This is a genomic window from Janibacter sp. GS2 (assembly GCF_051200835.1).
Classification (GTDB): Bacteria; Actinomycetota; Actinomycetes; order Actinomycetales; family Dermatophilaceae; genus Janibacter.
The window spans coordinates 2,876,095-2,894,847 of the sequence record NZ_CP195161.1; the positions used below are offsets into that span (position 1 = coordinate 2,876,095).

General features: G+C 71.5%; 23 protein-coding genes and 3 tRNA genes. 12 read left to right on the forward strand and 14 right to left on the reverse strand.

Annotated elements, in window-relative coordinates; all coding sequences use genetic code 11:
• The 3 genes from ACR9E9_RS13815 to ACR9E9_RS13825 form a co-directional block, all read right to left on the reverse strand.
• On the reverse strand, positions 1-969 hold the full coding sequence (locus ACR9E9_RS13815) for a bile acid:sodium symporter family protein (RefSeq protein WP_435199408.1): 969 nt from the start codon (positions 967-969) through the stop codon (positions 1-3).
• A 57-nt stretch (positions 970-1,026) separates the two neighbouring features.
• The gene (locus ACR9E9_RS13820) at positions 1,027-1,581 is read right to left on the reverse strand and encodes a dihydrofolate reductase family protein (protein ID WP_435199410.1); all 555 of its coding nucleotides are present in this window, start codon (positions 1,579-1,581) and stop codon (positions 1,027-1,029) included.
• 131 nt (positions 1,582-1,712) lie between these two features.
• Positions 1,713-1,788 (reverse strand) — tRNA-His (locus tag ACR9E9_RS13825).
• 106 nt (positions 1,789-1,894) lie between these two features.
• Here ACR9E9_RS13825 and ACR9E9_RS13830 point away from each other — a divergent pair.
• Positions 1,895-2,734: a copper resistance CopC family protein gene (locus tag ACR9E9_RS13830; protein ID WP_435199412.1), complete on the forward strand. Its 840-nt coding sequence runs from the start codon at positions 1,895-1,897 to the stop codon at positions 2,732-2,734.
• 59 nt (positions 2,735-2,793) lie between these two features.
• Here ACR9E9_RS13830 and ACR9E9_RS13835 read toward each other — a convergent pair.
• From ACR9E9_RS13835 to bcp, 3 genes are all read right to left on the reverse strand, one after another.
• Positions 2,794-2,866: transfer RNA gene (locus ACR9E9_RS13835), tRNA-Lys, on the reverse strand.
• Positions 2,867-2,987: 121 nt separating this feature from the next.
• Positions 2,988-3,290 carry a DUF3618 domain-containing protein gene (locus tag ACR9E9_RS13840; protein WP_435199414.1) on the reverse strand — a complete coding sequence of 101 codons (303 nt, stop codon included), beginning with the start codon at positions 3,288-3,290 and terminating at the stop codon, positions 2,988-2,990.
• Positions 3,291-3,305: 15 nt separating this feature from the next.
• Positions 3,306-3,776: a thioredoxin-dependent thiol peroxidase gene (gene bcp, locus ACR9E9_RS13845; protein WP_435199416.1), complete on the reverse strand. Its 471-nt coding sequence runs from the start codon at positions 3,774-3,776 to the stop codon at positions 3,306-3,308.
• A 95-nt stretch (positions 3,777-3,871) separates the two neighbouring features.
• Here bcp and ACR9E9_RS13850 point away from each other — a divergent pair, with 95 nt between their 5' ends.
• The 5 genes from ACR9E9_RS13850 (at position 3,872) to ACR9E9_RS13870 (ending at position 6,514) form a co-directional block, all read left to right on the forward strand.
• Complete coding sequence (locus tag ACR9E9_RS13850) at positions 3,872-4,561, forward strand: energy-coupling factor ABC transporter permease (RefSeq protein ID WP_435199418.1); 690 nt, start codon at positions 3,872-3,874, stop codon at positions 4,559-4,561.
• Positions 4,558-4,866 carry a PDGLE domain-containing protein gene (locus tag ACR9E9_RS13855; protein ID WP_435199420.1) on the forward strand — a complete coding sequence of 103 codons (309 nt, stop codon included), beginning with the start codon at positions 4,558-4,560 and terminating at the stop codon, positions 4,864-4,866. The genes ACR9E9_RS13850 and ACR9E9_RS13855 overlap by 4 nt, the downstream gene beginning before the upstream one ends.
• Before the next feature lie 3 nt (positions 4,867-4,869).
• On the forward strand, positions 4,870-5,634 hold the full coding sequence (cbiQ, locus tag ACR9E9_RS13860) for a cobalt ECF transporter T component CbiQ (RefSeq protein WP_435199422.1): 765 nt from the start codon (positions 4,870-4,872) through the stop codon (positions 5,632-5,634).
• Positions 5,631-6,392, forward strand: coding sequence for an energy-coupling factor ABC transporter ATP-binding protein (locus tag ACR9E9_RS13865; protein WP_435199424.1), 762 nt, complete (start codon positions 5,631-5,633; stop codon positions 6,390-6,392). The genes cbiQ and ACR9E9_RS13865 overlap by 4 nt, the downstream gene beginning before the upstream one ends.
• A 38-nt stretch (positions 6,393-6,430) precedes the next feature.
• Positions 6,431-6,514 (forward strand) — tRNA-Leu (locus tag ACR9E9_RS13870).
• Position 6,515: 1 nt separating this feature from the next.
• On the opposite strand, the gene rdgB is transcribed toward ACR9E9_RS13870, so the two are convergent.
• A complete protein-coding gene (gene rdgB / locus ACR9E9_RS13875; RefSeq protein WP_435199426.1) occupies positions 6,516-7,151 on the reverse strand; it encodes an RdgB/HAM1 family non-canonical purine NTP pyrophosphatase in 636 nt (211 codons plus the stop codon).
• A complete protein-coding gene (gene rph, locus ACR9E9_RS13880; RefSeq protein WP_435199428.1) occupies positions 7,148-7,906 on the reverse strand; it encodes a ribonuclease PH in 759 nt (252 codons plus the stop codon). The genes rdgB and rph overlap by 4 nt, the downstream gene beginning before the upstream one ends.
• A 42-nt stretch (positions 7,907-7,948) precedes the next feature.
• Between rph and ACR9E9_RS13885 the strand changes: the two genes are divergently transcribed.
• Positions 7,949-8,794 (forward strand): alpha/beta hydrolase family protein, encoded by an 846-nt coding sequence (locus tag ACR9E9_RS13885; RefSeq protein WP_435199430.1) that lies wholly within the window; start codon positions 7,949-7,951, stop codon positions 8,792-8,794.
• A 118-nt stretch (positions 8,795-8,912) separates the two neighbouring features.
• Here the strand turns inward: ACR9E9_RS13885 and ACR9E9_RS13890 are convergent, their stop codons facing one another.
• The 4 genes from ACR9E9_RS13890 to clpS are packed head-to-tail and all read right to left on the reverse strand — an operon-like array spanning position 8,913 to position 11,447.
• Positions 8,913-9,680 carry an MBL fold metallo-hydrolase gene (locus ACR9E9_RS13890; protein ID WP_435199432.1) on the reverse strand — a complete coding sequence of 256 codons (768 nt, stop codon included), beginning with the start codon at positions 9,678-9,680 and terminating at the stop codon, positions 8,913-8,915.
• Entirely contained in the window at positions 9,677-10,504 is an 828-nt protein-coding gene (murI, locus tag ACR9E9_RS13895) for a glutamate racemase (protein ID WP_435199434.1), read from the reverse strand. Before murI ends, ACR9E9_RS13890 begins: the two co-directional genes overlap by 4 nt.
• A complete protein-coding gene (locus ACR9E9_RS13900; RefSeq protein WP_435199435.1) occupies positions 10,501-11,157 on the reverse strand; it encodes a DUF2017 domain-containing protein in 657 nt (218 codons plus the stop codon). The genes murI and ACR9E9_RS13900 overlap by 4 nt, the downstream gene beginning before the upstream one ends.
• The gene (gene clpS / locus ACR9E9_RS13905; protein ID WP_435199437.1) at positions 11,157-11,447 is read right to left on the reverse strand and encodes an ATP-dependent Clp protease adapter ClpS; all 291 of its coding nucleotides are present in this window, start codon (positions 11,445-11,447) and stop codon (positions 11,157-11,159) included. Before clpS ends, ACR9E9_RS13900 begins: the two co-directional genes overlap by 1 nt.
• A gap of 15 nt (positions 11,448-11,462) precedes the next feature.
• Between clpS and ACR9E9_RS13910 the strand changes: the two genes are divergently transcribed.
• The 5 genes from ACR9E9_RS13910 to ACR9E9_RS13930 all read left to right on the forward strand — a co-directional run bounded on the left by ACR9E9_RS13910 (position 11,463) and on the right by ACR9E9_RS13930 (position 16,534).
• On the forward strand, positions 11,463-12,785 hold the full coding sequence (locus ACR9E9_RS13910; RefSeq protein ID WP_435199439.1) for a nicotinate phosphoribosyltransferase: 1,323 nt from the start codon (positions 11,463-11,465) through the stop codon (positions 12,783-12,785).
• A 279-nt stretch (positions 12,786-13,064) separates the two neighbouring features.
• Positions 13,065-14,168, forward strand: coding sequence for a serine hydrolase domain-containing protein (locus tag ACR9E9_RS13915; protein WP_435199441.1), 1,104 nt, complete (start codon positions 13,065-13,067; stop codon positions 14,166-14,168).
• Between the two features lie 46 nt (positions 14,169-14,214).
• Positions 14,215-14,820 carry an isochorismatase family protein gene (locus tag ACR9E9_RS13920; RefSeq protein ID WP_435199443.1) on the forward strand — a complete coding sequence of 202 codons (606 nt, stop codon included), beginning with the start codon at positions 14,215-14,217 and terminating at the stop codon, positions 14,818-14,820.
• Entirely contained in the window at positions 14,817-15,656 is an 840-nt protein-coding gene (locus ACR9E9_RS13925; protein ID WP_435199445.1) for a uroporphyrinogen-III synthase, read from the forward strand. The genes ACR9E9_RS13920 and ACR9E9_RS13925 overlap by 4 nt, the downstream gene beginning before the upstream one ends.
• Before the next feature lie 11 nt (positions 15,657-15,667).
• Positions 15,668-16,534 (forward strand): hypothetical protein, encoded by an 867-nt coding sequence (locus ACR9E9_RS13930; RefSeq protein ID WP_435199446.1) that lies wholly within the window; start codon positions 15,668-15,670, stop codon positions 16,532-16,534.
• Positions 16,535-16,550: 16 nt separating this feature from the next.
• Here the strand turns inward: ACR9E9_RS13930 and ACR9E9_RS13935 are convergent, their stop codons facing one another.
• On the reverse strand, positions 16,551-17,411 hold the full coding sequence (locus ACR9E9_RS13935) for an RDD family protein (RefSeq protein ID WP_435199448.1): 861 nt from the start codon (positions 17,409-17,411) through the stop codon (positions 16,551-16,553).
• Positions 17,412-17,490: 79 nt separating this feature from the next.
• Positions 17,491-18,711 (reverse strand): 4-hydroxyphenylpyruvate dioxygenase, encoded by a 1,221-nt coding sequence (gene hppD, locus ACR9E9_RS13940; protein WP_435199450.1) that lies wholly within the window; start codon positions 18,709-18,711, stop codon positions 17,491-17,493.
• Between the last annotated feature and the right edge of the window lie 42 nt (positions 18,712-18,753).

Consider the following 18,753-nt stretch of genomic DNA (forward strand, 5'->3'; position numbering starts at 1 on the left):
TCAACCCGTCCGTCGGTCGCGGGCACGACACAGGGCTGCGAAGAGCGCCCCGGAGACGTTGTGCCACACCGAGAACACCGCACCCGGTAGCGCCGAGAGCGGGTCCATGTACTGCGCCGCGAGACCGGCCGCGAGGCCCGAGTTCTGCATCCCGACCTCGACCCCGACCGTGCGCCGCACCGGCACCGGCATCCTGAACGCAGCGGCCGCCCCGTAGCCCAGCGCCATCCCGACGACGTTGTGGATCACCACCGCGACGAGGACAAGGGGCCCGGCGGAGACGATCGAGTCCGCGCTACCGGCGACGACGATGGCGACGATGACGGAGATCGTCAGCACGGACAGCCACGGCAGGACGGGCAGCAGCGCCTCCGCGACACGGGCCAGCAGGAACCGGACGGCGAGGCCGCCGATGACGGGGAGCAGGACGATCGCGACGATCGTCTGCGCCATCCCCGCCCCGTCGACGGGCATGTATCTCCCGGCGAGCCACAGGGTGAGCAGCGGCGTGAGGAAGGGGGCGAGGAGGGTCGAGATCGACGTCATCGTCACCGAGAGCGCGACGTCTCCGCGGGCCAGGTAGGACACGACATTCGAGGCGGTGCCACCGGGGGCGCAGCCGACGAGGATGACGCCCGCGGCGATCTCCGCCGGCAGGCCCAGGGCCACCGTGACACCCACCGCGACCAGCGGCATGACGCCGTACTGCGCGAGCACGCCCAGGAGGACCGGTAGCGGACGGGTGAGCACGAGCGTGAAGTCGACCGGCCGCAGCGTCAGCCCCATGGTGAACATCACGAGGCCGAGGAGCGGGTTCACCGCGGGCGCGGCCCGGGTGACCGTGTCGGCAGCGACGTACCCCACGAGCCCGCCGATGATGATCAGGACCGGGAAGACGAGCACGGCGACGTAGCCGCTGCGCTCCTCCGCCGGGGTCGTCGTCGTGTCCGCGCGCGTCTGCGTCGCCACGGGTCCTCCGATGTCAGGGTGCTGGCCGGCGAGTGCCCAAGGTACTCCGGACCCGGGTCAGGTGCGCGTCGTCGACCAGTGGGTGTAGGTCACGCCGGTGGCGAAGGCCAGGTGCTCCTCGAGGCGCAGGGCGGCGTGGTGCCCGTCGGGGAAGAGCCGTCGCCCTCTCCCCTGCACGTAGGGGTAGGTCCACAGCCGGTACCCGTCGACGACACCGGCGGCGATGAGCGTGTGGCAGAGGCTGATGCTCCCCGTCACGACGATCTCCCCGCCCCCGGGCGCGGCCTTGAGTTCCTCCACCCCCGCCACCGGGTCGGTGCCGATGATCGTGGAGTGCTGCCACTGGGGATCGGTGATCGTCGTCGAGACGACGTACTTGTCGAGGCCGTCGAGCTCCTCGCTCACGCCGGTCCGGTCGTCGGTCTGCTCCGGCCAGTAACCGCGGAAGGCCTCGAAGGTCCGACGCCCGAGCACGAGCGCGTCACACTGCGCGCTGTCACGGCGGTTGATCTCGAGCATCTCGGCGGACTGCTCCTGCGGGTCGAACCAGTCGTCGAGCATGTCGACCGAACCATCGGCGGTGATGTTCTGGGTGATGACGAGAGCTCGCACGGGGCCTCCCCGGACCGGTGGGTGTCATGGATCACGACGCACCCCCCACGGTAGCCGCTGATCCGGGCCGTTCACTGCTCGTGCGGGACGACGCAGGGCCCCGGGACATCGTCCCGGGGCCCTGCGTGACCTGGGGTGAGTAACGGGACTTGAACCCGCGACCCTCGCGACCACAACGCGATGCTCTACCAGCTGAGCTATACCCACCATGTGCCCTGTCTTGGGCAGCGCGGACCATCGTACCTGCTCGACAGGAGTGCTCCGAACCACCCACCTCCACCGCTCCGGGACGCCCATCGGGCACCATGGCGTGGTGACCACTTCTGCCAGTCCCCACGCCTCCTTCGTCCGTGTCGCGGGTGCGCTCCTCGGCCTCGTCGCGCTCCTCGCGGTCCTCGTCGCCAGCGCCTCCCCCGCCTCGGCGCACGCGCGCCTGAAGTCCTCGAGCCCAGCCGACGGCTCGACGCTCACCGCGGTACCTCCGGAGATCGCCCTGCGCTTCAACGAGCCGATCAAGGACGACCTGAACGAGGTGAGCGTGAAGTCCGGATCGACGGACGTCACCGACGGCGCGGTCGAGGTCGACGGCAGCTCGGTCTACCAGCCGGTGAAGTACTCGATGAAGCCCGGCAAGTACTCGGTCTCCTACAAGGTGGTCAGCGCGGACGGTCACCCGGTGAGCGGGACCCTGTCCTTCACCTACGACCCGCCGGAGGGTGACACGGGCGCGAGCGGCGAGCCCGGGGCGACGACGAGCTCGCCGGCGTCCGGGTCCTCGACCGCAGAGCCCTCCGAGTCCCCTGACTCCTCCGGATCCTCCACGTCCTCCGACTCCTCGAGCAGCAGCTCCGCCACCGACGAGGAGCCGAGCGAGAGCTCCTCCGGCACGAGTGTGACCTCCGAGCCCTCCTCCACCTCCGGATCCGAGACCTCGAGCGCGGAGCCGACCGAGCCCTCCACCTCCTCCACGAGCACCGACGCCGCCGCAGGCACCGGCGATGAGACGTCCGGGGGTGACGGCACCTCCCCGTGGTGGTGGGTCGCCGCAGCCGCCGCTCTGGCGGTCGTCCTCGGCGGGATCGCCCTGCTGGCCAGGGGCCGTCGCGACGCCGGGGACGACGAGGCGGTCACCCTCGAGGAGTGGCGCGAGTAGCCCCGCCATCCGCACGACGAAGGCCCCACCGGAGTGACCGGTGGGGCCTTCGCACACTGTGCGCCAACAGGGACTTGAACCCCGAACCCGCTGATTAAGAGTCAGCTGCTCTGCCAATTGAGCTATTGGCGCGCGAGGAGAGACATTAGCAGCAGCCTCGCTCGGTTGCGAAATCGTCTCCACACCAGGCCTTCCGGAGACGACGAAGGGGGTCCGGACGGTGCCCGGACCCCCTTCGCTCCTTGCGTGGTGGTCACCAGGAGCGCTTGTCGCGCTGGCGCTCCCACTTCTTGTTCTTGCGGCTGCTCGAGACGATCTTCAGCACGATGACCGCGCCGACCGCGGCCGCGGCGATCGCGACGCGGTCCATGCGCAGCTCACCGGACTCGGTGCGGGTCGCCTTCGCGAAGGACGCCTTGGCCTGCGCCTTCTGCCGCTCCAGGACGTTCTTCGGCGCAGCCCGCACGGTGAGCTCGTCGATCGTCTGGGCGAGCCGGTCACGGGTCGTGACGATGTCGTTCTCGAGCTTGGTCATGCTCGGGTTGTCGTTGCTCACGTGGTTCTTCCGTCCTTACTCGATGCCGAGGTCGCGGCGGATACGGGCAACGTGGCCCGTCGCCTTGACGTTGTACTGGGCGTGGGTGACCACGCCCTCTTCTCCGACGACGATCGTCGAGCGGATGACTCCTTCGACGACCTTGCCATACAACTTCTTCTCACCATATGCGCCCCAGGCCGTCATGACCGCCTTGTCCGCGTCCGACAGGAGGGTGATGCTCAGCCCATCGCGCTCGCGGAACTTCGCGAGCTTCTCCGGGGTGTCCGGGGAGATGCCGATGACCTCGGTGTCGACCGCCCGCAGGGCCTCGAGGGAGTCGCTGAAGTCGCACGCCTGCGTGGTGCAGCCCGGTGTCATGGCCGCCGGGTAGAAGTAGACGATGACCCGCTTGCCGCGGAAGTCCGTGAGTGAGACCTGCGTGCCGGTGTCACTGGTGAGGGTGAAGTCAGGGGCCGGGTCGCCCACGGTGAGTCGCTCGCCCATGGATACCTCGCAATCTGCTCTTGCACATCGAATGCAATAGGATGACGGTTCCCTGCCAACCTATCCCAGCGGCCCCCGCTTCCGGAGGAGTCTCCGTGCACGTTCCCGACGCCTTCCTCGACGCCCCGACATCCGTCGCCACGGGGGTCGTCGCGGTCGCCGGCGTCGCCATCGCGCTCCGCCGCAGCCGCGGCGATCTCGATGACCGCGTGGCCCCGTTGGCGGGCCTGGTCGCCACCTTCATCTTCGCCGCGCAGATGCTCAACTTCCCCGTCGCGGGAGGCACCTCCGGCCACCTGCTCGGGGGCGCCCTCGCCGCGGTCCTCGTCGGACCATGGACCGCCACCCTGGTCATGACCGTCGTGCTCCTCATCCAGGCCCTCGTCTTCGCCGACGGCGGTCTGACCGCGCTCGGGACGAATGTCACCCTCATGGGACTCGTCGGGGTCTGGGTCGGCTACGGGGTCTTCCGCCTGGCCCGTCGCGCCCTCCCCCGCCGCACGGCCAGCGTCCCGGTCGCCGCAGCCATCGGCGCCTTCGTCTCGGTGCTGGCGGCCGCAGCCGTCTTCGCGGCGCTCTTCCTCGTCGGTGGCACCGCGCCGCTGGAGGCAGACACCCTCTTCGGCGCGATGCTCTCCTGGCACGCCCTCATCGGCCTCGGCGAGGCGGTCATCACCTTCCTCGTGGTCTCTGCCGTCGTCTCGGTGCGCCCCGACCTCGTCCACGGGGCACGCGACCTGACCGCCCTTCCTCATCCCGCCCCGGCCGAGGAGGCCGCCCGATGAGCCCGCGCATCTCCACCCGCACCCTCGTCCTGGCCGGCCTCGCGATCAGCCTCACCCTCGCGGCCGTCGTCAGTTTCTGGGCCGCGGGTACTCCTGACGGTCTCGAGCGCGTCGCCGAGTCGCTCGGCTTCGCCGACTCGGCCGGTGACCACGCCGCCGCCGACTCCCCCTTCGCCGACTACGGCACGAAGGGGGTCGGCGACGGCTTCCTCTCCGGTGGTCTGGCCGGCGTGGTCGGGGTGCTCCTCACGGGCGCGGTCATGTGGCTGCTCCTGCGGCTGCTCGCCCGCCGGACGAAGGACTAGGGAGTGGGCGGAGCGCACGGTCACGCGCTGAGCCACCACGGACACTCGCGGGTGCACACGGCGCCGGCGCACCTGAAGATCCTGGCGACCTTCCTCTTCGTCGTCGCGGTCGTGGCCACCCCGAGGGAGGCCTTCTGGGCCTTCGGGGTCCACGCCCTGCTGCTCGTCGCGGTGCTCGCCGCGACGCGGGTACCGGTCCGGCACCTGGCTCCCCGACTGCTGATCGAGGTCCCCTTCCTCGTCTTCGCCGTGCTCATGCCCTTCATCGCGACCGGGCCCCGGGTGGACGTCGGCCCGTGGGCCCTGTCCGAGCCGGGCCTGTGGGGCGCGTGGAACCTCGTCGCCAAGGGCACCCTGGGCGTCGCCGCCTCGTTGCTGCTGGCCGCGACGACCGAGCCGCCGGACATCGTCGCCGGGCTGGCCCGTCTTCGCCTGCCGAGCCAGCTCGTCCTCATCCTCAGCTTCATGGTCCGCTACGCCGACGTCGTCACGAGCCAGCTGCGCTCGATGAAGGTGGCCCGGGAGTCGCGTGGCTTCCGCGGGGGCGGGATGCGCTCGTGGCCGGTCCTCGCGAGCACGGCGGGGGCGCTGTTCATCCGCTCCTACGAGCGTGGCGAGCGGGTGCACCTGTCGATGCTCTCCCGGGGCCACGACGGGCGCGTCCACGACGGCGGGGCCGCCGCGGTGCCCGCCACGACGTGGGCGATCGCCCTGGCCCTCCCCCTCGGTGCGGCGCTCGTGGCCGCGGCGGCGATGATGATCTCGTGAGCACCCCCGTCCTCGAGCTGAGCGCCGTCCGGCACGCGTACCCGGACGGGCACCTCGCGCTCGACGGGGTCGACCTGCACATCCACCCGGGCGAGCGCGTCGCCCTGCTCGGTCCGAACGGGGCCGGCAAGACCACCCTCGTGCTGCACCTCAACGGGATCCTCACGCCGGCCTCGGGGCGCGTCGCCGTCTCCGGGCTCCCGGTCACGCGGGAGCACCTGAGAGAGGTGCGCCGACAGGTCGGGATCGTCTTCCAGGACCCCGACGACCAGCTGTTCATGACGACCGTGGCCCAGGACGTGGCCTTCGGTCCGCGCAACCTCGGTCTGTCCCCGGCCGAGGTCGACGAGCGGGTCGAGGAGGCCCTCGCCGCGGTCGGGATGAGCGACGTGGCCGGTCGGGCCCCGCACCACCTGTCCTTCGGCCAGAAGCGAAGGGTGGCCGTCGCCACCGTGCTGGCGATGCGGCCCGAGATCCTCGTCCTCGACGAGCCGAGCAGCAACCTCGACCCCGCGTCACGCCGGGAGCTCGCGCAGATCGTCGACGGCCTCGACATCACCGTGCTCATGGTGACGCACGACCTGCCCTACGCCCTGCAGCTCTGTGAGCGCTCGGTGGTCCTCTCCGGCGGTCGGGTCGTCGGTGACGGACCGACGCGCGAGGTGCTCTCCGACGAGGAGCTGATGCACGCACACCGGTTGGAGCTGCCGCACGGCTTCGACCCGATGTCGGTGCCGGAGCGCGTGCGACGCCGCTGAGGAGCGGCGCCGCCCACCCGTCTAGACTTCCGGATCGAGCCGAAGTGGCGGAACAGGCAGACGCGCTTGGTTTAGGTCCAAGTGCCCGGAAGGGTGTGCGGGTTCGAGTCCCGCCTTCGGCACTCAGCCCAGCTGGTCGCGCAGCACGGGGACCATCGCGCGAAAGGCCCTGCCGCGGTGGCTGATCGCGTTCTTCTCCTCGTCGGTGTGCTGCGCGAGGGTCCGGCCGTCACCCTCCGGCACGAAGATCGGGTCATAGCCGAAACCGTTCTCCCCCAAGGGTTCCCGCACAACGACTCCGGGGACCTCCCCTTCGGCCGTGCGGGCGGTGCCGTCCGGGAGCGCCAGCACCGCCGCACAGCGGAAGGCGGCCCGACGGTGCTCGTCGGGCACATCCGCCAGCTGGTCGAGCAGGAGCTGCAGGTTGCGGCGGTCTTTCTCACCACGGGCCAGATCCTCCCCCGCGTGCAGGCCGGACCAGCGCGCGGAGAACACGCCCGGGCTGCCGCCGAGCACCTCGACGGCCAGCCCGGAGTCGTCGGCCAGCGCCGGCGTCGCGGTGGCCCGCGCGACGTGCTCGGCCTTCAGCCGGGCATTGCCGGCGAAGGTCACCTCGGTCTCGGGGATCTCGCCCACCTCGGGGAAGGCCGCCATCGAGACGACCTCGAGGTCGAGGTCCGCAGCGGCCTCCGCCAGGATCTGCCGTAGCTCGTGGACCTTGTGCTCGTTGTGTGTCGCGAGGACGACCCTCCGGGTCACTGCACGCGCTCCCGCGGGGTCTCGGCGAGGGCTGCCTGCTGCTTGCTCGTCAGCTCGGCGCAGCCGGTCGTCGCGAGGTCGAGCAGCTCGTTGAGCACGTCCCGGTCGAAGGGGGCGCCCTCGGCCGTGCCCTGCACCTCGATGAACTCGCCGGTGCCGGTCATGACGACGTTCATGTCCGTACCCGCGGTCGAGTCCTCGGGGTAGTCGAGGTCGCAGACGGCCCGCCCGTCGACGATGCCGACCGAGACGGCGGCGAGGGAACCGGTCAGGGGCTGCGCCGAGGCCTTGATGAGACCCCGGGTGCGAGCATCGGCGACGGCATCGGCCAGGGCGACGTAGGCCCCGGTCAGGGCCGCCGTCCGGGTGCCGCCGTCGGCCTGCAGCACATCGCAGTCGAGGACGAGCGTGTTCTCCCCCAGCGCCTTGGTGTCGATGACCGCGCGCAGGCTGCGGCCGATGAGCCGGGAGATCTCGTGGGTGCGCCCGCCGACCTTGCCCTTGCGGGACTCGCGACCGCTGCGGGTGTTGGTGCTGCGCGGCAGCATCTCGTACTCGGCGGTGACCCAGCCGGTCCCCTGGCCCTTGAGCCAGCGCGGCACGCCGGCCTCGAAGGAGGCCGCGACCAGCACCCGGGTGCGTCCGAACTCGACGAGCACGGACCCCTCGGCGTGGTCGAGCCAGTTGCGGGTGATGCGCACCTCGCGGAGCTGCTCGGGGGTGCGTCCGTCGTGGCGGGGTGTGGTGTCAGTCATGCGCTCAGGCTAACGATCGGCACGCGTCCTACGATCAGGGCCGTGGACACGTACGCCGAGATCACCCTGCCCGACGGGGCCACGACCACGCTGCACGTCGCGCAGTCGGTGCCCGACGCCCCCGTGGTCCTCGTACTCCCGGCGATGGGCGTCCCGGCCGGGTACTACGCCCCCTTCCTCGACGAACTGGCCCGCGAAGGGGTGCACGCCGCCGTCGCCGACTACCCCGGACAGGGGGACTCACTCCCGCGGATCGGTCGGGACCACGACTACGGCTACGAGCACCTCGCGGAGCACTGGCTGCCCACGGTGGTCGCCGGGCTGCGCGCGGCGCACGAGGGCCCCGTGGTCCTGCTGGGTCATTCGCTCGGCGGGCACATCGCCGCCGTCCACCTGTCCGGGGACGACCCCTGCGCTGCTGCGGCGGTCCTCATCGGCTCCGGGACCCCCTTCTGGCGCTCCCACAGCGGCGCGAAGACACTCGCGCAGACGCAGGCCATGGGCCTGCTGACCCGTGTGATGGGGTACTGGCCCGGTCCCCGGTTCGGTTTCGGGGGCGTCCAGCCACGCACCCTGATCCGTGAGTGGTCGGCCTTCGCGCGCCACGGACGGCTCACGCCCTCGGGCCGGGACGTCGTGCCCGGACTCCGCGGTCGCGATCTCCCCCTGCTCGTCGTCGACCTCGACAACGACCCCCTCGCCCCGCCCGCGGCCGTCGACGGTCTCGTCGCGATGTTCACGGACGCGGACATGGAGCGGTTCACCTTCACCAAGCGGGCGGACGACCCGGGCAAGCCCGTGGACCACTACTCCTTCGCCCGCTCCCCGCAGCTCATCGCCGCCCGCATCGCCACCTGGGTGCACGAGCGGGTGGCCGCATCTGCCTAGGCAGATGTGACCGGGAGAGCGCATCTGCCTAGGCAGATGCGGGAGGGCGCCGGAGCTCCTGGGTGGTCCGCCCCGAGTCGCGCCCACCAAGATCGCGCACCGCCCGGTCAGCCGAGGCTCACACCTGGTAGGTCTCGTCCGGCTGGGCGAGCTCGACCTCCCCCGGCCAGACGGCGGCGGCATCGGCGCGGCAGACCGCCGGATCGTTCCACGCGGGGATGTGAGTGAGCATCAACCGGCCCACTCCCCCGGCTGCCACGGCGGCCTCTGCGGCACGACGGCCGGTGAGGTGGATGCCGCGGGCGTCGTCGCGACCCTCGACGAAGGCCGAGTCGGCGAGCACCAGGTCGGCGTCGGCGAAGAGCGGGGAGAGCGCGTCGCAGCTGTCGGTGTCCCCGCTGTAGGCGAGCACCCGGCCCTCGGCCTCCACCCGGAACCCGTAGGCCTCGACCGGGTGGTTCACGCGGACGGGCCGCACCGTGAAGGGGCCGATGTGCACGGGCACCCCGGCGGACAGGCGCCGGAAGTCGAGGACCCCGGTCATGCCCCCGTCGTCGAGTCCCTCGTAGGCAGCGGCGATCCGGTCGGCGGTCCCCGCCGGCCCGTACACGGGCAGCCGCCCCGGCCGGGGCCTGCGCGGGTCGAAGGTGCGCTGGACGTACATCCCCGTGAGGTCGATGCAGTGGTCCGGGTGGAGGTGGCTGATGACGACGCCGTCGAGGTCAGCGAGGTCGGCATGGCGCTGGAGGGCGCCGAGCGCACCATTGCCCAGGTCGAGGACGAGGCGCCAGGTCCGCCCTTCGTGCTCGGCGCGCACGAGGTAGCACGATGCCGGCGACTCGGGACCGGCGAAGGAGCCGGAGCACCCGACGACCGTGAGCTTCATGCCTCTTCCCCCATGTTCCCGAAGACGGTCGCGACCTCGGGTCCGAGGAAGCGGCGGGCCAACGACCGGAACTCGTCCGGGTCGCCCGTCGTGGTGAACCCGTGCGCGGGCTCCGGCAGGGACTCCGGGCGCAGCAGGCCACGGTCCGCAAGGACACGGTAGACGTCTTTGGCCGTCTCCTCGGCAGATGAGACGAGAGTGACACCCTCGCCCATGACATAGGACAGCACCCCGGTGAGCAGCGGGTAGTGCGTGCACCCGAGGACGAGGGTGTCGATCTGCGCCTCCCGGAGCGGCCGGAGGTACTCGTGGGCGACGTCGAGGACCTGCGGACCGGAGGTGGTGCCGGCCTCGACGAGCTCGACGAAGCGCGGGCAGGGCCGGGAGAGCACCTCCGCCGTCGGCGCGGCGGCGAAGGCGTCGAGGTAGGCACGCGAGCGGTGCGTCCCCTCGGTGGAGATCACCCCGATCCGCTGGTTGCGGGTCGCCAGGACGGCGCGACGCACGGCCGGGCGGATGACCTCGACGACCGGGACCTCGTAGCGCTCCCGGGCATCGTGGAGCACGGCCGCGGACGCGGTGTTGCACGCGATGACGAGGAGCTTCACGCCGTGGTCGACGAGCCGGTCGAGGCACTCGAGCGCGAACGCCCGGGTCTGGGCGATCGGCCGGGGGCCGTAGGGGGCGCGGGCCGTGTCACCGAGGTAGGCCACCGACTCGCGCGGGAGCTGGTCGATGATGGAGCGCGCCACCGTCAACCCCCCGAAGCCGGAGTCGAAGACCCCGATCGGTTGGGCCGCGACCCGCTCCTGCTCAGTGCTCACTCGTCGTCGTCCGTCTCGCCGAAGGGGGCAGCGCCCGTGAGCGCCTGGGTCAGCGACTCCTGCAGCCAGGTGAGGAAGTCGTAGACGCTCAACGCGAAGACGACCGGGTCGTCCTGCTTGAGGCTCTCGACGAGCTCCTCGAGGCGGGTGGCGTCCTCGTCGGTACGCAGGCCGAGGCGCTCTCCCATGACCAGCCGCACATCGGTGAGGGCGATGAGCACCGCCGGCGCCTGCGCCCGCGTGACGACCCACCGGCCCTCCTGCGCCGCCTCGAGCGTGGCGACGGTGATCGTGAGGTTGTCGTGCTTGCGGCGGCGCAGTCCCTGCTCGGTGAACCGCCGGAACTCCGCGGCCTCCTGCTCGTCCTCACGGTTGCCCGTCGGGAAGAGCCGGTCCAGGGCCGGGTCGCGGTCCTCGTCCAGGCCGAAGGAGCGGTCCGGCACGTCGGCCAACGAGTCGGGCGCCGTGTCGCTGGCCAGATCACCCAGCCCCGCGACGATCGCCTCGAAGGGATCGGCCGGTGCCCCCTTCGTCTCCGTGGAGGGGGCCACGAGCTCACCGACCTGCGAGCACAGACCGGCCACGATCGCTCGCTCCCCCTCGTCGAGGATCGCGACCAGGTGGTCCCCGTCGGGCCGGAAGGCACGGGCCATCAGGAGTCCTTCTGGTAGGTCGCCCAGAGTCCGTAGCCCTGGAGTGCCTCGGTGTCGGCCTCCATCTGCTCCTTGGGGCCGATCGCGACGACGGCCCGACCCTTCAGGTGCACGTCCATCATCAGCTTCTCCGCCTGCTTCTTGGGATACCCGAAGTGCGTCTGGAACACCCAGGTCACGTAGCTCATGAGGTTGACCGGGTCGTTCCACACGAGCGTGATCCACGGGACGTCGAGCGCCTCGACGACATCGGGCTCGACGGTCTGCTGCTCGGCGGGGGCGACTGACACGCCCTCCAGCCTAGAGTGGCCCGCGTGACGATCCGACCCAGCACCGCGCTGCTCACCGATCACTACGAGCTGACCATGCTCCAGGCGGCCCTGCGCAGCGGCGCGGCCTCGCGTCAGTGCGTCTTCGAGACCTTCGCGCGCCGGCTGCCCAGCGGCCGTCGCTACGGGGTTCTCGCCGGGACGGGACGCGTCCTCGACGCGATCGAGAGCTTCCGCTTCGGCGATGCCGAGCTGAGCGACCTGCGCGAGCGCCGGGTGGTCGACGAGCGGACCCTCGACTTCCTCGCCGACTACCGCTTCGAGGGCTCCATCTGGGGCTACGCCGAGGGGGAGACCTACTTCCCCTACTCCCCGGTCCTCGTCGTCGAGTCGGACTTCGCGCACGGCGTGATCCTGGAGACGGTGGTGCTCTCGATCCTCAACCACGACACCGCCGTGGCCTCTGCCGCCTCGCGCATGACCGGGGCCGCCGGAGCTCGACCGGTCATCGAGATGGGCAGTCGCCGCACCCACGAGGAGGCCGCGGTCGCCGCAGCACGGGCCGCGTACATCGCCGGCTTCGCGTCGACCTCCAATCTCGAGGCGGGACGCCGCCACGGTGTGCCCACGGGCGGGACCGCCGCGCACTCCTTCACCCTGCTCCACGAGAGCGAGCGGGAGGCCTTCGAGGCGCAGGTCGCCTCGCTCGGCAGCGGCACCACGCTGCTCGTGGACACCTACGACGTGACCGAAGGGGTGAACACCGCCATCGAGGTCGCCGGCACCGGCCTCGGTGGGGTGCGTCTGGACTCGGGTGACCTCGTGGTCCAGGCGAGCGAGGTGCGTGAGCAGCTCGACGCCCTCGGAGCGACCGGGACGAAGATCGTCGTCACCTCGGACCTCGACGAGTACGCCATCGCGGCGCTGGCCGCGGCACCGGTGGACACCTATGGCGTGGGCACCCGGGCCGTCACCGGATCGGGTCACCCGACCGCGTCGATGGTCTTCAAGCTCGTGGCCTGCGAGGACGAGGAAGGGCGGATGATCGGCGTCGCGAAGAAGAGCAAGGACAAGGTCTCCTTCGGCGGGCGCAAGTACGCGCTGCGCCGCCGCAGCCCGCTGGGGGTCGTCGAGGCCGAGGTCCTCGGGATCGGCGAGGAGCCGCAGGGCGACGAGGACGACCGCGACCTCATGGTGCCGCTCGTGAGCGACGGTGACATCGTCGGACGAGGGCACTGCACCCTCGAGGCGGCGCGAGCCCGGCACGAGGCCTCGGTCGCCGAGCTGCCCCGATCGGCGCACCAGCTCAGCCAGGGACAACCGGCCGTCGAGACGATCTTCCTCACGGAGACTCCCTAGCCCTCGACGCATGGTCTGCCACACAGCGTTGTCGGTGGTCCGCAGTAGTGTTCTTCGTGCGCGCCGGGGCACCAGGGTGCCGGCATCCACCACGGTTTCAAGCACCACGCCGGGTGGCGGTTGGCGATGACACCGGACGGGCTCTGTACCTGGACGGCACCGACCGGCCGCACCCACACCACTCGCCCGCGGGCGGTGCACTCGCCGAGTGTCTGATGCGGAGCGCGGCCAACGACGGGTTCCTGCACAGCGACCCGATTCTCTGGGAGCGTGGAGAGCATGACCGCCGCACTCACGGCCCTCGCCGACACCTGCGCCCGGCTCGTCCACCGGGGTGAGCTCGTCGGCTGGGTGGCCGGCGTCGCGGATGCCGACGGTCAAACCGTCCACGCGGGCGGCCGCCGCTCCCTCGAAGGTCCGGCGATGACCGCCGACACCCAGTTCGCGATGTCCTCCAACACCAAGCCACTGGCCGGGGCCCTCGCCCTGCGCCTCGTCGAGCTCGGCATCCTCGATCTCGACGACCCCGTCGAGCAGTGGCTGCCCGAGCTCGCCGACCCCCGGGTGCTCACGGATCCCGCAGCCGCGCTCGACGACACCGTCCCCGCCGAGCAGCCGATCACCGTGCGCCACCTGCTGACGATGACGCCCGGCTTCGGCTGGGTGAGCGAGCCCGGACCGCTCGCCACGCGCCTGGGCGAGCGGGGGCTCGAGCCCGGTCCGTGGGGTCCGCAGATGGGTCCGGACGAGTTCCTCGCCCGGCTCGGCGCACTCCCCCTGGCCAACCAGCCCGGTAGTGCCTGGCGCTACCACACGAGCAGCGACGTGCTCGGTGTGCTCCTCGCCCGCGCCACCGACCGCACCGTGGGTGAGCTGCTCTCCGAGCACGTGCTCGGCCCGCTGGAGCTGACCGACACCGCCTTCCGGGGCGACCCCGAGCGGATGGCCACCGCCTACGGCCCCGACGACGAAGGGGGTCTGACCCCCTTCCCCGTCCCGGCCGGCACCTACACCCGGGTGCCACCCTTCGAGTCGCTCGCCGCGGGGCTCGTCTCGACGGTCCCCGACCAGCTGACCTTCCTCGCCTCCCTCGTCGGCACCGCCCCCGCGCTCCTGTCCGCCGAGTCCGTGGCCGACATGCGCACCGACCACCTCACGGCGGGGCAGCGCGTCACGGCCAGCGGATTCCTCGACGCCGACTGCGGCTGGGGGCACCACGTGGAGATCCGACCCCACGGACTCATCGGCTGGGCCGGCGGGCTCGGCACCATCGGCTACGCCGACCCGCGGACAGGACGTGCAGCCGTCGTCGCGACGCAGGTCAGCTTCGACGGTCCCGGCACGGCGCAGGCCTTCGACGCCTTCTGGTCCCTCCTCGACTGACGGTCCGGCAGGCCCGCCGTCACCTCGCTCATGACATCCTCGGGTGATGGCACGCGCGCTGGTCCTCGTCGACATCCAGAACGACTTCTGCGAAGGGGGGTCCATGGGCGTCACCGGCGGCGGGTCCGTCGCCGCGCGGTCCGCGCAACGGGTCCTGGCGGACCGGTCGGGCCCCGAGCCCACCCACCGCGAGTACGCGGCCATCGTCGTCACGGCGGACTGGCACCACGACCCGGGTGACCACTGGGCCACCGACGGTGACCCGAACTTCTCGACGACCTGGCCCGTGCACTGTGCCGCAGGCACCACCGGCGCCGACTTCCACCCGTCGCTCCTGCCCGCCCTCGACCACGTCGACGAGATCTTCCGCAAGGGCATGACGGACGCCGCCTACAGCGGTTTCGAGGGCGTCGCCGCCGGCGACGGGCACACCGGGCTGACCCGGTGGTTGGAGCAGCGGGGTGTCACCGACCTCGACATCGGCGGGATCGCGACCGACTACTGCGTGCGGGCCACCGTGCTCGACGCGCTCGGGGCGGGATTCAGCGTCCGACTGCTCACGGACACCATCGCGGGCGTCGCCACCGAGACCACCGAGGCCGCCCTCGCGGAGCTGACCGCGGCCGGCGTCGAGCTGGCGGCCCCGGAATGAGCACCTCCCTGCCACCGGTGATGGCCGGACACACCGTCCTCATCACCGCCCACCGACGCAGCGAGGACCTGGCCGAGGCCTTCGCCCGACGCGGAGCGACCATCCGCCACGCCGCCGCCATGACCATCGTCGAGCACGCCGACGACGCGCGGCTGCTCGCGGCCACCCGTGCGCTCCTGGCTGATCCCCCGGACACCCTCGTCGTCACCACCGGCCAGGGCCTGCGCGGCTGGTTCGAGGCCGCCGAGACCGCCGGCCTCATCGATGACCTCATCGCGATGCTCGCCGAGGTGCGGATCGTGGCGCGCGGGACGAAGGCCAGAGGTGCTCTTCTCGCCCGCGGCCTGTCCCCCGCGTGGGTGGCCGGGTCCGAGACCGCTGCGGAGATCATCGAGCACCTCCTCCACCGCGGGGTGGCCGGCACCCGCGTCGCCGTCCAGCACCACGGCACCGGCTCGGACGGCATCGATCACGCGCTCACCGCCGCCGGCGCGGCCGTCATCCCCTTCGTCGTCTACCGGTCGGGCCCGGCTCCCGACCCCCGGGCGGTCACCCAATCCGTCCACGACGTCGCCGAGGGTGTGATCGACACGGTCGTCTTCACGTCGGCTCCCGCGGTCACGGCGTGGTTCGACGCGGCGGAGGCCGCCGACGTCACCGCGGCGGTCGTTGCCCGCAGCGCCGCGGGTGAGGTGCTCTTCGCTGCCGTCGGTCCGGTGACCGCCGCACCCCTGGAGGCGAAGGGAATCACTCCCCTCGTCCCGGAACGCAGCCGGATGGGCGCCCTCGTGCGCGCCGTCCTCGCCCACCACGGCGACGACGCCGACACTCGGTAGCCTTGCGCCCCATGTCCTCCGCAGCACCGCGTCAGCGCGCCCACCGGGCACTGTTCATCTCCCTCGTCAACGACGCAGCGCTCTTCCCGCCGGCTGCCCTGCCCGTGGACGAGGCCGTCCGCGCCCACCACGGCCACCGCGAGGCGGAGTACGCCGACCTCGTCGGGCCCTTCCTCGTGGGGGTCGGCGCCGTGGACGAGCTCGTCGCCACGGTGGTTGCCGGCACACCGCCTCCGCCCGCCATCGGCCTGGTCGCGCGTCCCGGCACCTCCCCGGCGGACATCACCACCGCGTTGAGCAGCCTGCGGACCCTCGACGGGGCCCGGGTCGTCTCGCTCGACACCGCGTGGGCCCCCGACTGGCGCGACCTCGACCTCGACGGCCTGGTCGTCAACCTCGAGGTCGGCCGCGCGGGCCAGGACCTCGCGCTCGACGACATCGCGGCGGCGGCGCACGTCGCCGACGTGCGGGCGAAGTTCCGCACCGGGCCGACGCCGGACTGGACGTGGCCGGACGCCGCCGAGCTCGCGACCTTCGTCCTCGGCGCGGCGCAGCGCCACCTCCCCTTCGTGCTCACCGGCGGACTCCACCACGTGGTGCGCGGCGAGCACGGCGTCGGCGGTCAGGTCGAGGAGCAGCACGGGCTGCTCAACGTCCTCGTCGCGGTCCACGCGAGCGCGGGTGGGGCGGACGAGCAGACCGTGCGCGAGCTGCTGCACCTCCGCGACGCCGACGCGCTGGCGGACATCGTCGCGCGATGGTCGAGCCCGGACGTCGCGGCCGTGCGCGCGGCCTTCGCCGGCTACGGGTGCTGCGACGTCACCGACCCGATCGGCGGGCTGGGCGACCTCGGGCTCCTCGCGCCGTCAGGCGCCTGAGGCGGCTCCCCGGGGCTCAGGACTCCTGGGTGAGCGTGCCGCGGGGCTGCTTGCCCTTGACCACCTGGGTCCCGGCGATCTTGTCGTGCAGTGCCTGTCGACGCTCGTCCTTGATCGGCCACAGCAGGTCGGCGACCGAGACGAACCACACCAGGTAGCTCAGCAGCGGCACCACCGAGAACACTCCGACGGTCAACGGCAGCAACAACCGCATGAAGGCCGTGCCGACGCCGAGGCGTCCCGGCTGGTCTACGCGACGGACGCTCAGGCCGAGCATCATCTTCCCGGGCGTCGCATTCCGGGTCGCGAGGAAGCCGACGTGGTAGGCGGTCTGCAGCAGCAGGCTCAGCCCGACGGCGACGAAGAAGTACTGCCAGCTGAAGAAGCCGAGCAGCTGCTCGGGAGTCAGCTCGTTGACAGCGTCCTGGTTGCCGGCCAGCGCCGCGTCCCACACATAGGTCACGTAGTCGGCCATCCAGAGGTACCAGGCCCAGCCGGACACGAGCAGGTTGAGCAGCCCCAGGATCACGAGGTCGATGAGGTAGGCCCCCGCCCGTGCGCCGTAGCCCGCGAGGGGCTGGCCGTCCACGGTGGTCGGCTCAGCGGTGCTGGCCGGCGGTCCCCACGGCTGCTGGTGGGGAGCTCCCCAGCCGGCGGGACCCGGTTGCGTCGGCTGACCGATGTGACCCGTCGGACGCCCGAAGACATCCGTGCCCGGGCCGTGCTGCGACGACACCGGCTCGCTCGAGGGCGTCGGCTGCGCCGAACGCGCCTGCCGGGGGACGGTCCGGTCACTCCAGATGATCCCGTCGAAGTACCTCAGCCGGGAGTCGTCCTCCGGGTCGTCGTACCAACCGGCGCTCTCGGGGGTGCTCATGACCTCACGATCTCATGTCGCCCGCGCATCCCGGGACGCCGCCCGGCCCCCCGACCGGGCCCGTCGGGGGACCAGCGGATCAGAGGTTGCCGCGCTTGTCCTGCTCCCGCTCGATCGACTCGAAGAGCGCCTTGAAGTTGCCCTTGCCGAAGCCGAGCGAGCCGTGCCGCTCGATGATCTCGAAGAAGACGGTCGGGCGGTCGCCGAGCGGCTTGGTGAAGATCTGCAGCAGGTAGCCGTCCTCGTCGCGGTCGACGAGGATGCCGCGCGCCTTCAGCTCCTCGATCGGCACCCGCACCTCACCGATGCGCGAGCGCATCTCGGGGTCGTCGTAGTAGGCGTCCGGGGTGTTGAGGAACTCCACGCCCTCTCGGCGCAGCTCGTCGACCGTGCGCAGGATGTCGCCCGTCGCGAGCGCCAGGTGCTGGGCGCCCGGGCCGGTGTAGAAGTCGAGGTACTCATCGATCTGGCTGCGCTTCTTGGCGATCGCCGGTTCGTTGAGCGGGAACTTCACCCGGTGGTTGCCGCTGGCGACGACCTTGGACATCAGGGCGGAGTACTCGGTGGCGATGTCGTCCCCGACGAACTCGGCCATGTTGGCAAAGCCCATGACGCGCTTGTAGAACTCCACCCACTCGTCCATCTTGCCCAGCTCGACGTTGCCCACGATGTGGTCGAGGGCCTGGAAGAGGCGCTTCGGGGCACCGTCGCGCTTGACGAAGCTCGAGGTGCGCGCGACGTAGCCCGGGAGGTAGGCGCCGCTGTAGGCCTCCCCGTCGACGACCCGCTGGACGAGTGTGTGCCGGGTCTCGCCGTAGGTGGCGATGGCTGCCATGCGCACGCGGCCGTGGTCGTCGCCGACGTCGTGCGGCTCCTCGAGGACGGTCGCCCCGGCGCGACGGGCCTGCTCGATGCACTTGTCGACATCGGGCACCTCGAGCGAGATGTCGACGACGCCGTCGCCGTGCTGGGCGTGGTGGGTGATGAGGGGGCTGTCCGGACGCACCGCGCCCTTGACGACGAAGCGGATCGACCCGGAGCGCAGGACGAAGGACTTGTGGTCCATCTGCCCGGTCTCCGGACCGGCGTAGCCGACGAGCTCCATCCCCCACGCACTCTGGTAGTAGTGCGCCGTCTGGGTCGCATTGCCGACGACGAAGACGATCGCGTCCCACCCGGTGACCGGGAAGGGATCGGCCGCCTCGTCGTAGTCGACGAGCCCGACGAGCTGCTTGAGCTGGGCGAGGTCGAGCTGGGCCTCGCGCTCCTGCCTGGTGAGTTCAACTGCGGTGTTGGACATGCTCGTCAGGATGGCCCCCCGCGCAGACGTGTGCAACGGACC

Excerpts from the sequence above, each read along its gene's own strand:
- bcp (WP_435199416.1), bottom strand. The coding sequence starts at position 3,776 with ATGGGCGAGCGACTCACCGTGGGCGACCCGGCCCCTGACTTCACCCTC.
- ACR9E9_RS13855 (WP_435199420.1), top strand. The coding sequence starts at position 4,558 with ATGAGCCCGCGCATCTCCACCCGCACCCTCGTCCTGGCCGGCCTCGCG.
- rph (WP_435199428.1), bottom strand. The coding sequence starts at position 7,906 with ATGACTGACACCACACCCCGCCACGACGGACGCACCCCCGAGCAGCTC.
- ACR9E9_RS13890 (WP_435199432.1), bottom strand. The coding sequence starts at position 9,680 with ATGAAGCTCACGGTCGTCGGGTGCTCCGGCTCCTTCGCCGGTCCCGAG.
- ACR9E9_RS13900 (WP_435199435.1), bottom strand. The coding sequence starts at position 11,157 with ATGGCCCGTGCCTTCCGGCCCGACGGGGACCACCTGGTCGCGATCCTC.
- ACR9E9_RS13915 (WP_435199441.1), top strand. The coding sequence starts at position 13,065 with ATGACCGCCGCACTCACGGCCCTCGCCGACACCTGCGCCCGGCTCGTC.
- ACR9E9_RS13920 (WP_435199443.1), top strand. The coding sequence starts at position 14,215 with ATGGCACGCGCGCTGGTCCTCGTCGACATCCAGAACGACTTCTGCGAA.
- ACR9E9_RS13925 (WP_435199445.1), top strand. The coding sequence starts at position 14,817 with ATGAGCACCTCCCTGCCACCGGTGATGGCCGGACACACCGTCCTCATC.
- ACR9E9_RS13930 (WP_435199446.1), top strand. The coding sequence starts at position 15,668 with ATGTCCTCCGCAGCACCGCGTCAGCGCGCCCACCGGGCACTGTTCATC.
- ACR9E9_RS13935 (WP_435199448.1), bottom strand. The coding sequence starts at position 17,411 with ATGAGCACCCCCGAGAGCGCCGGTTGGTACGACGACCCGGAGGACGAC.
- hppD (WP_435199450.1), bottom strand. The coding sequence starts at position 18,711 with ATGTCCAACACCGCAGTTGAACTCACCAGGCAGGAGCGCGAGGCCCAG.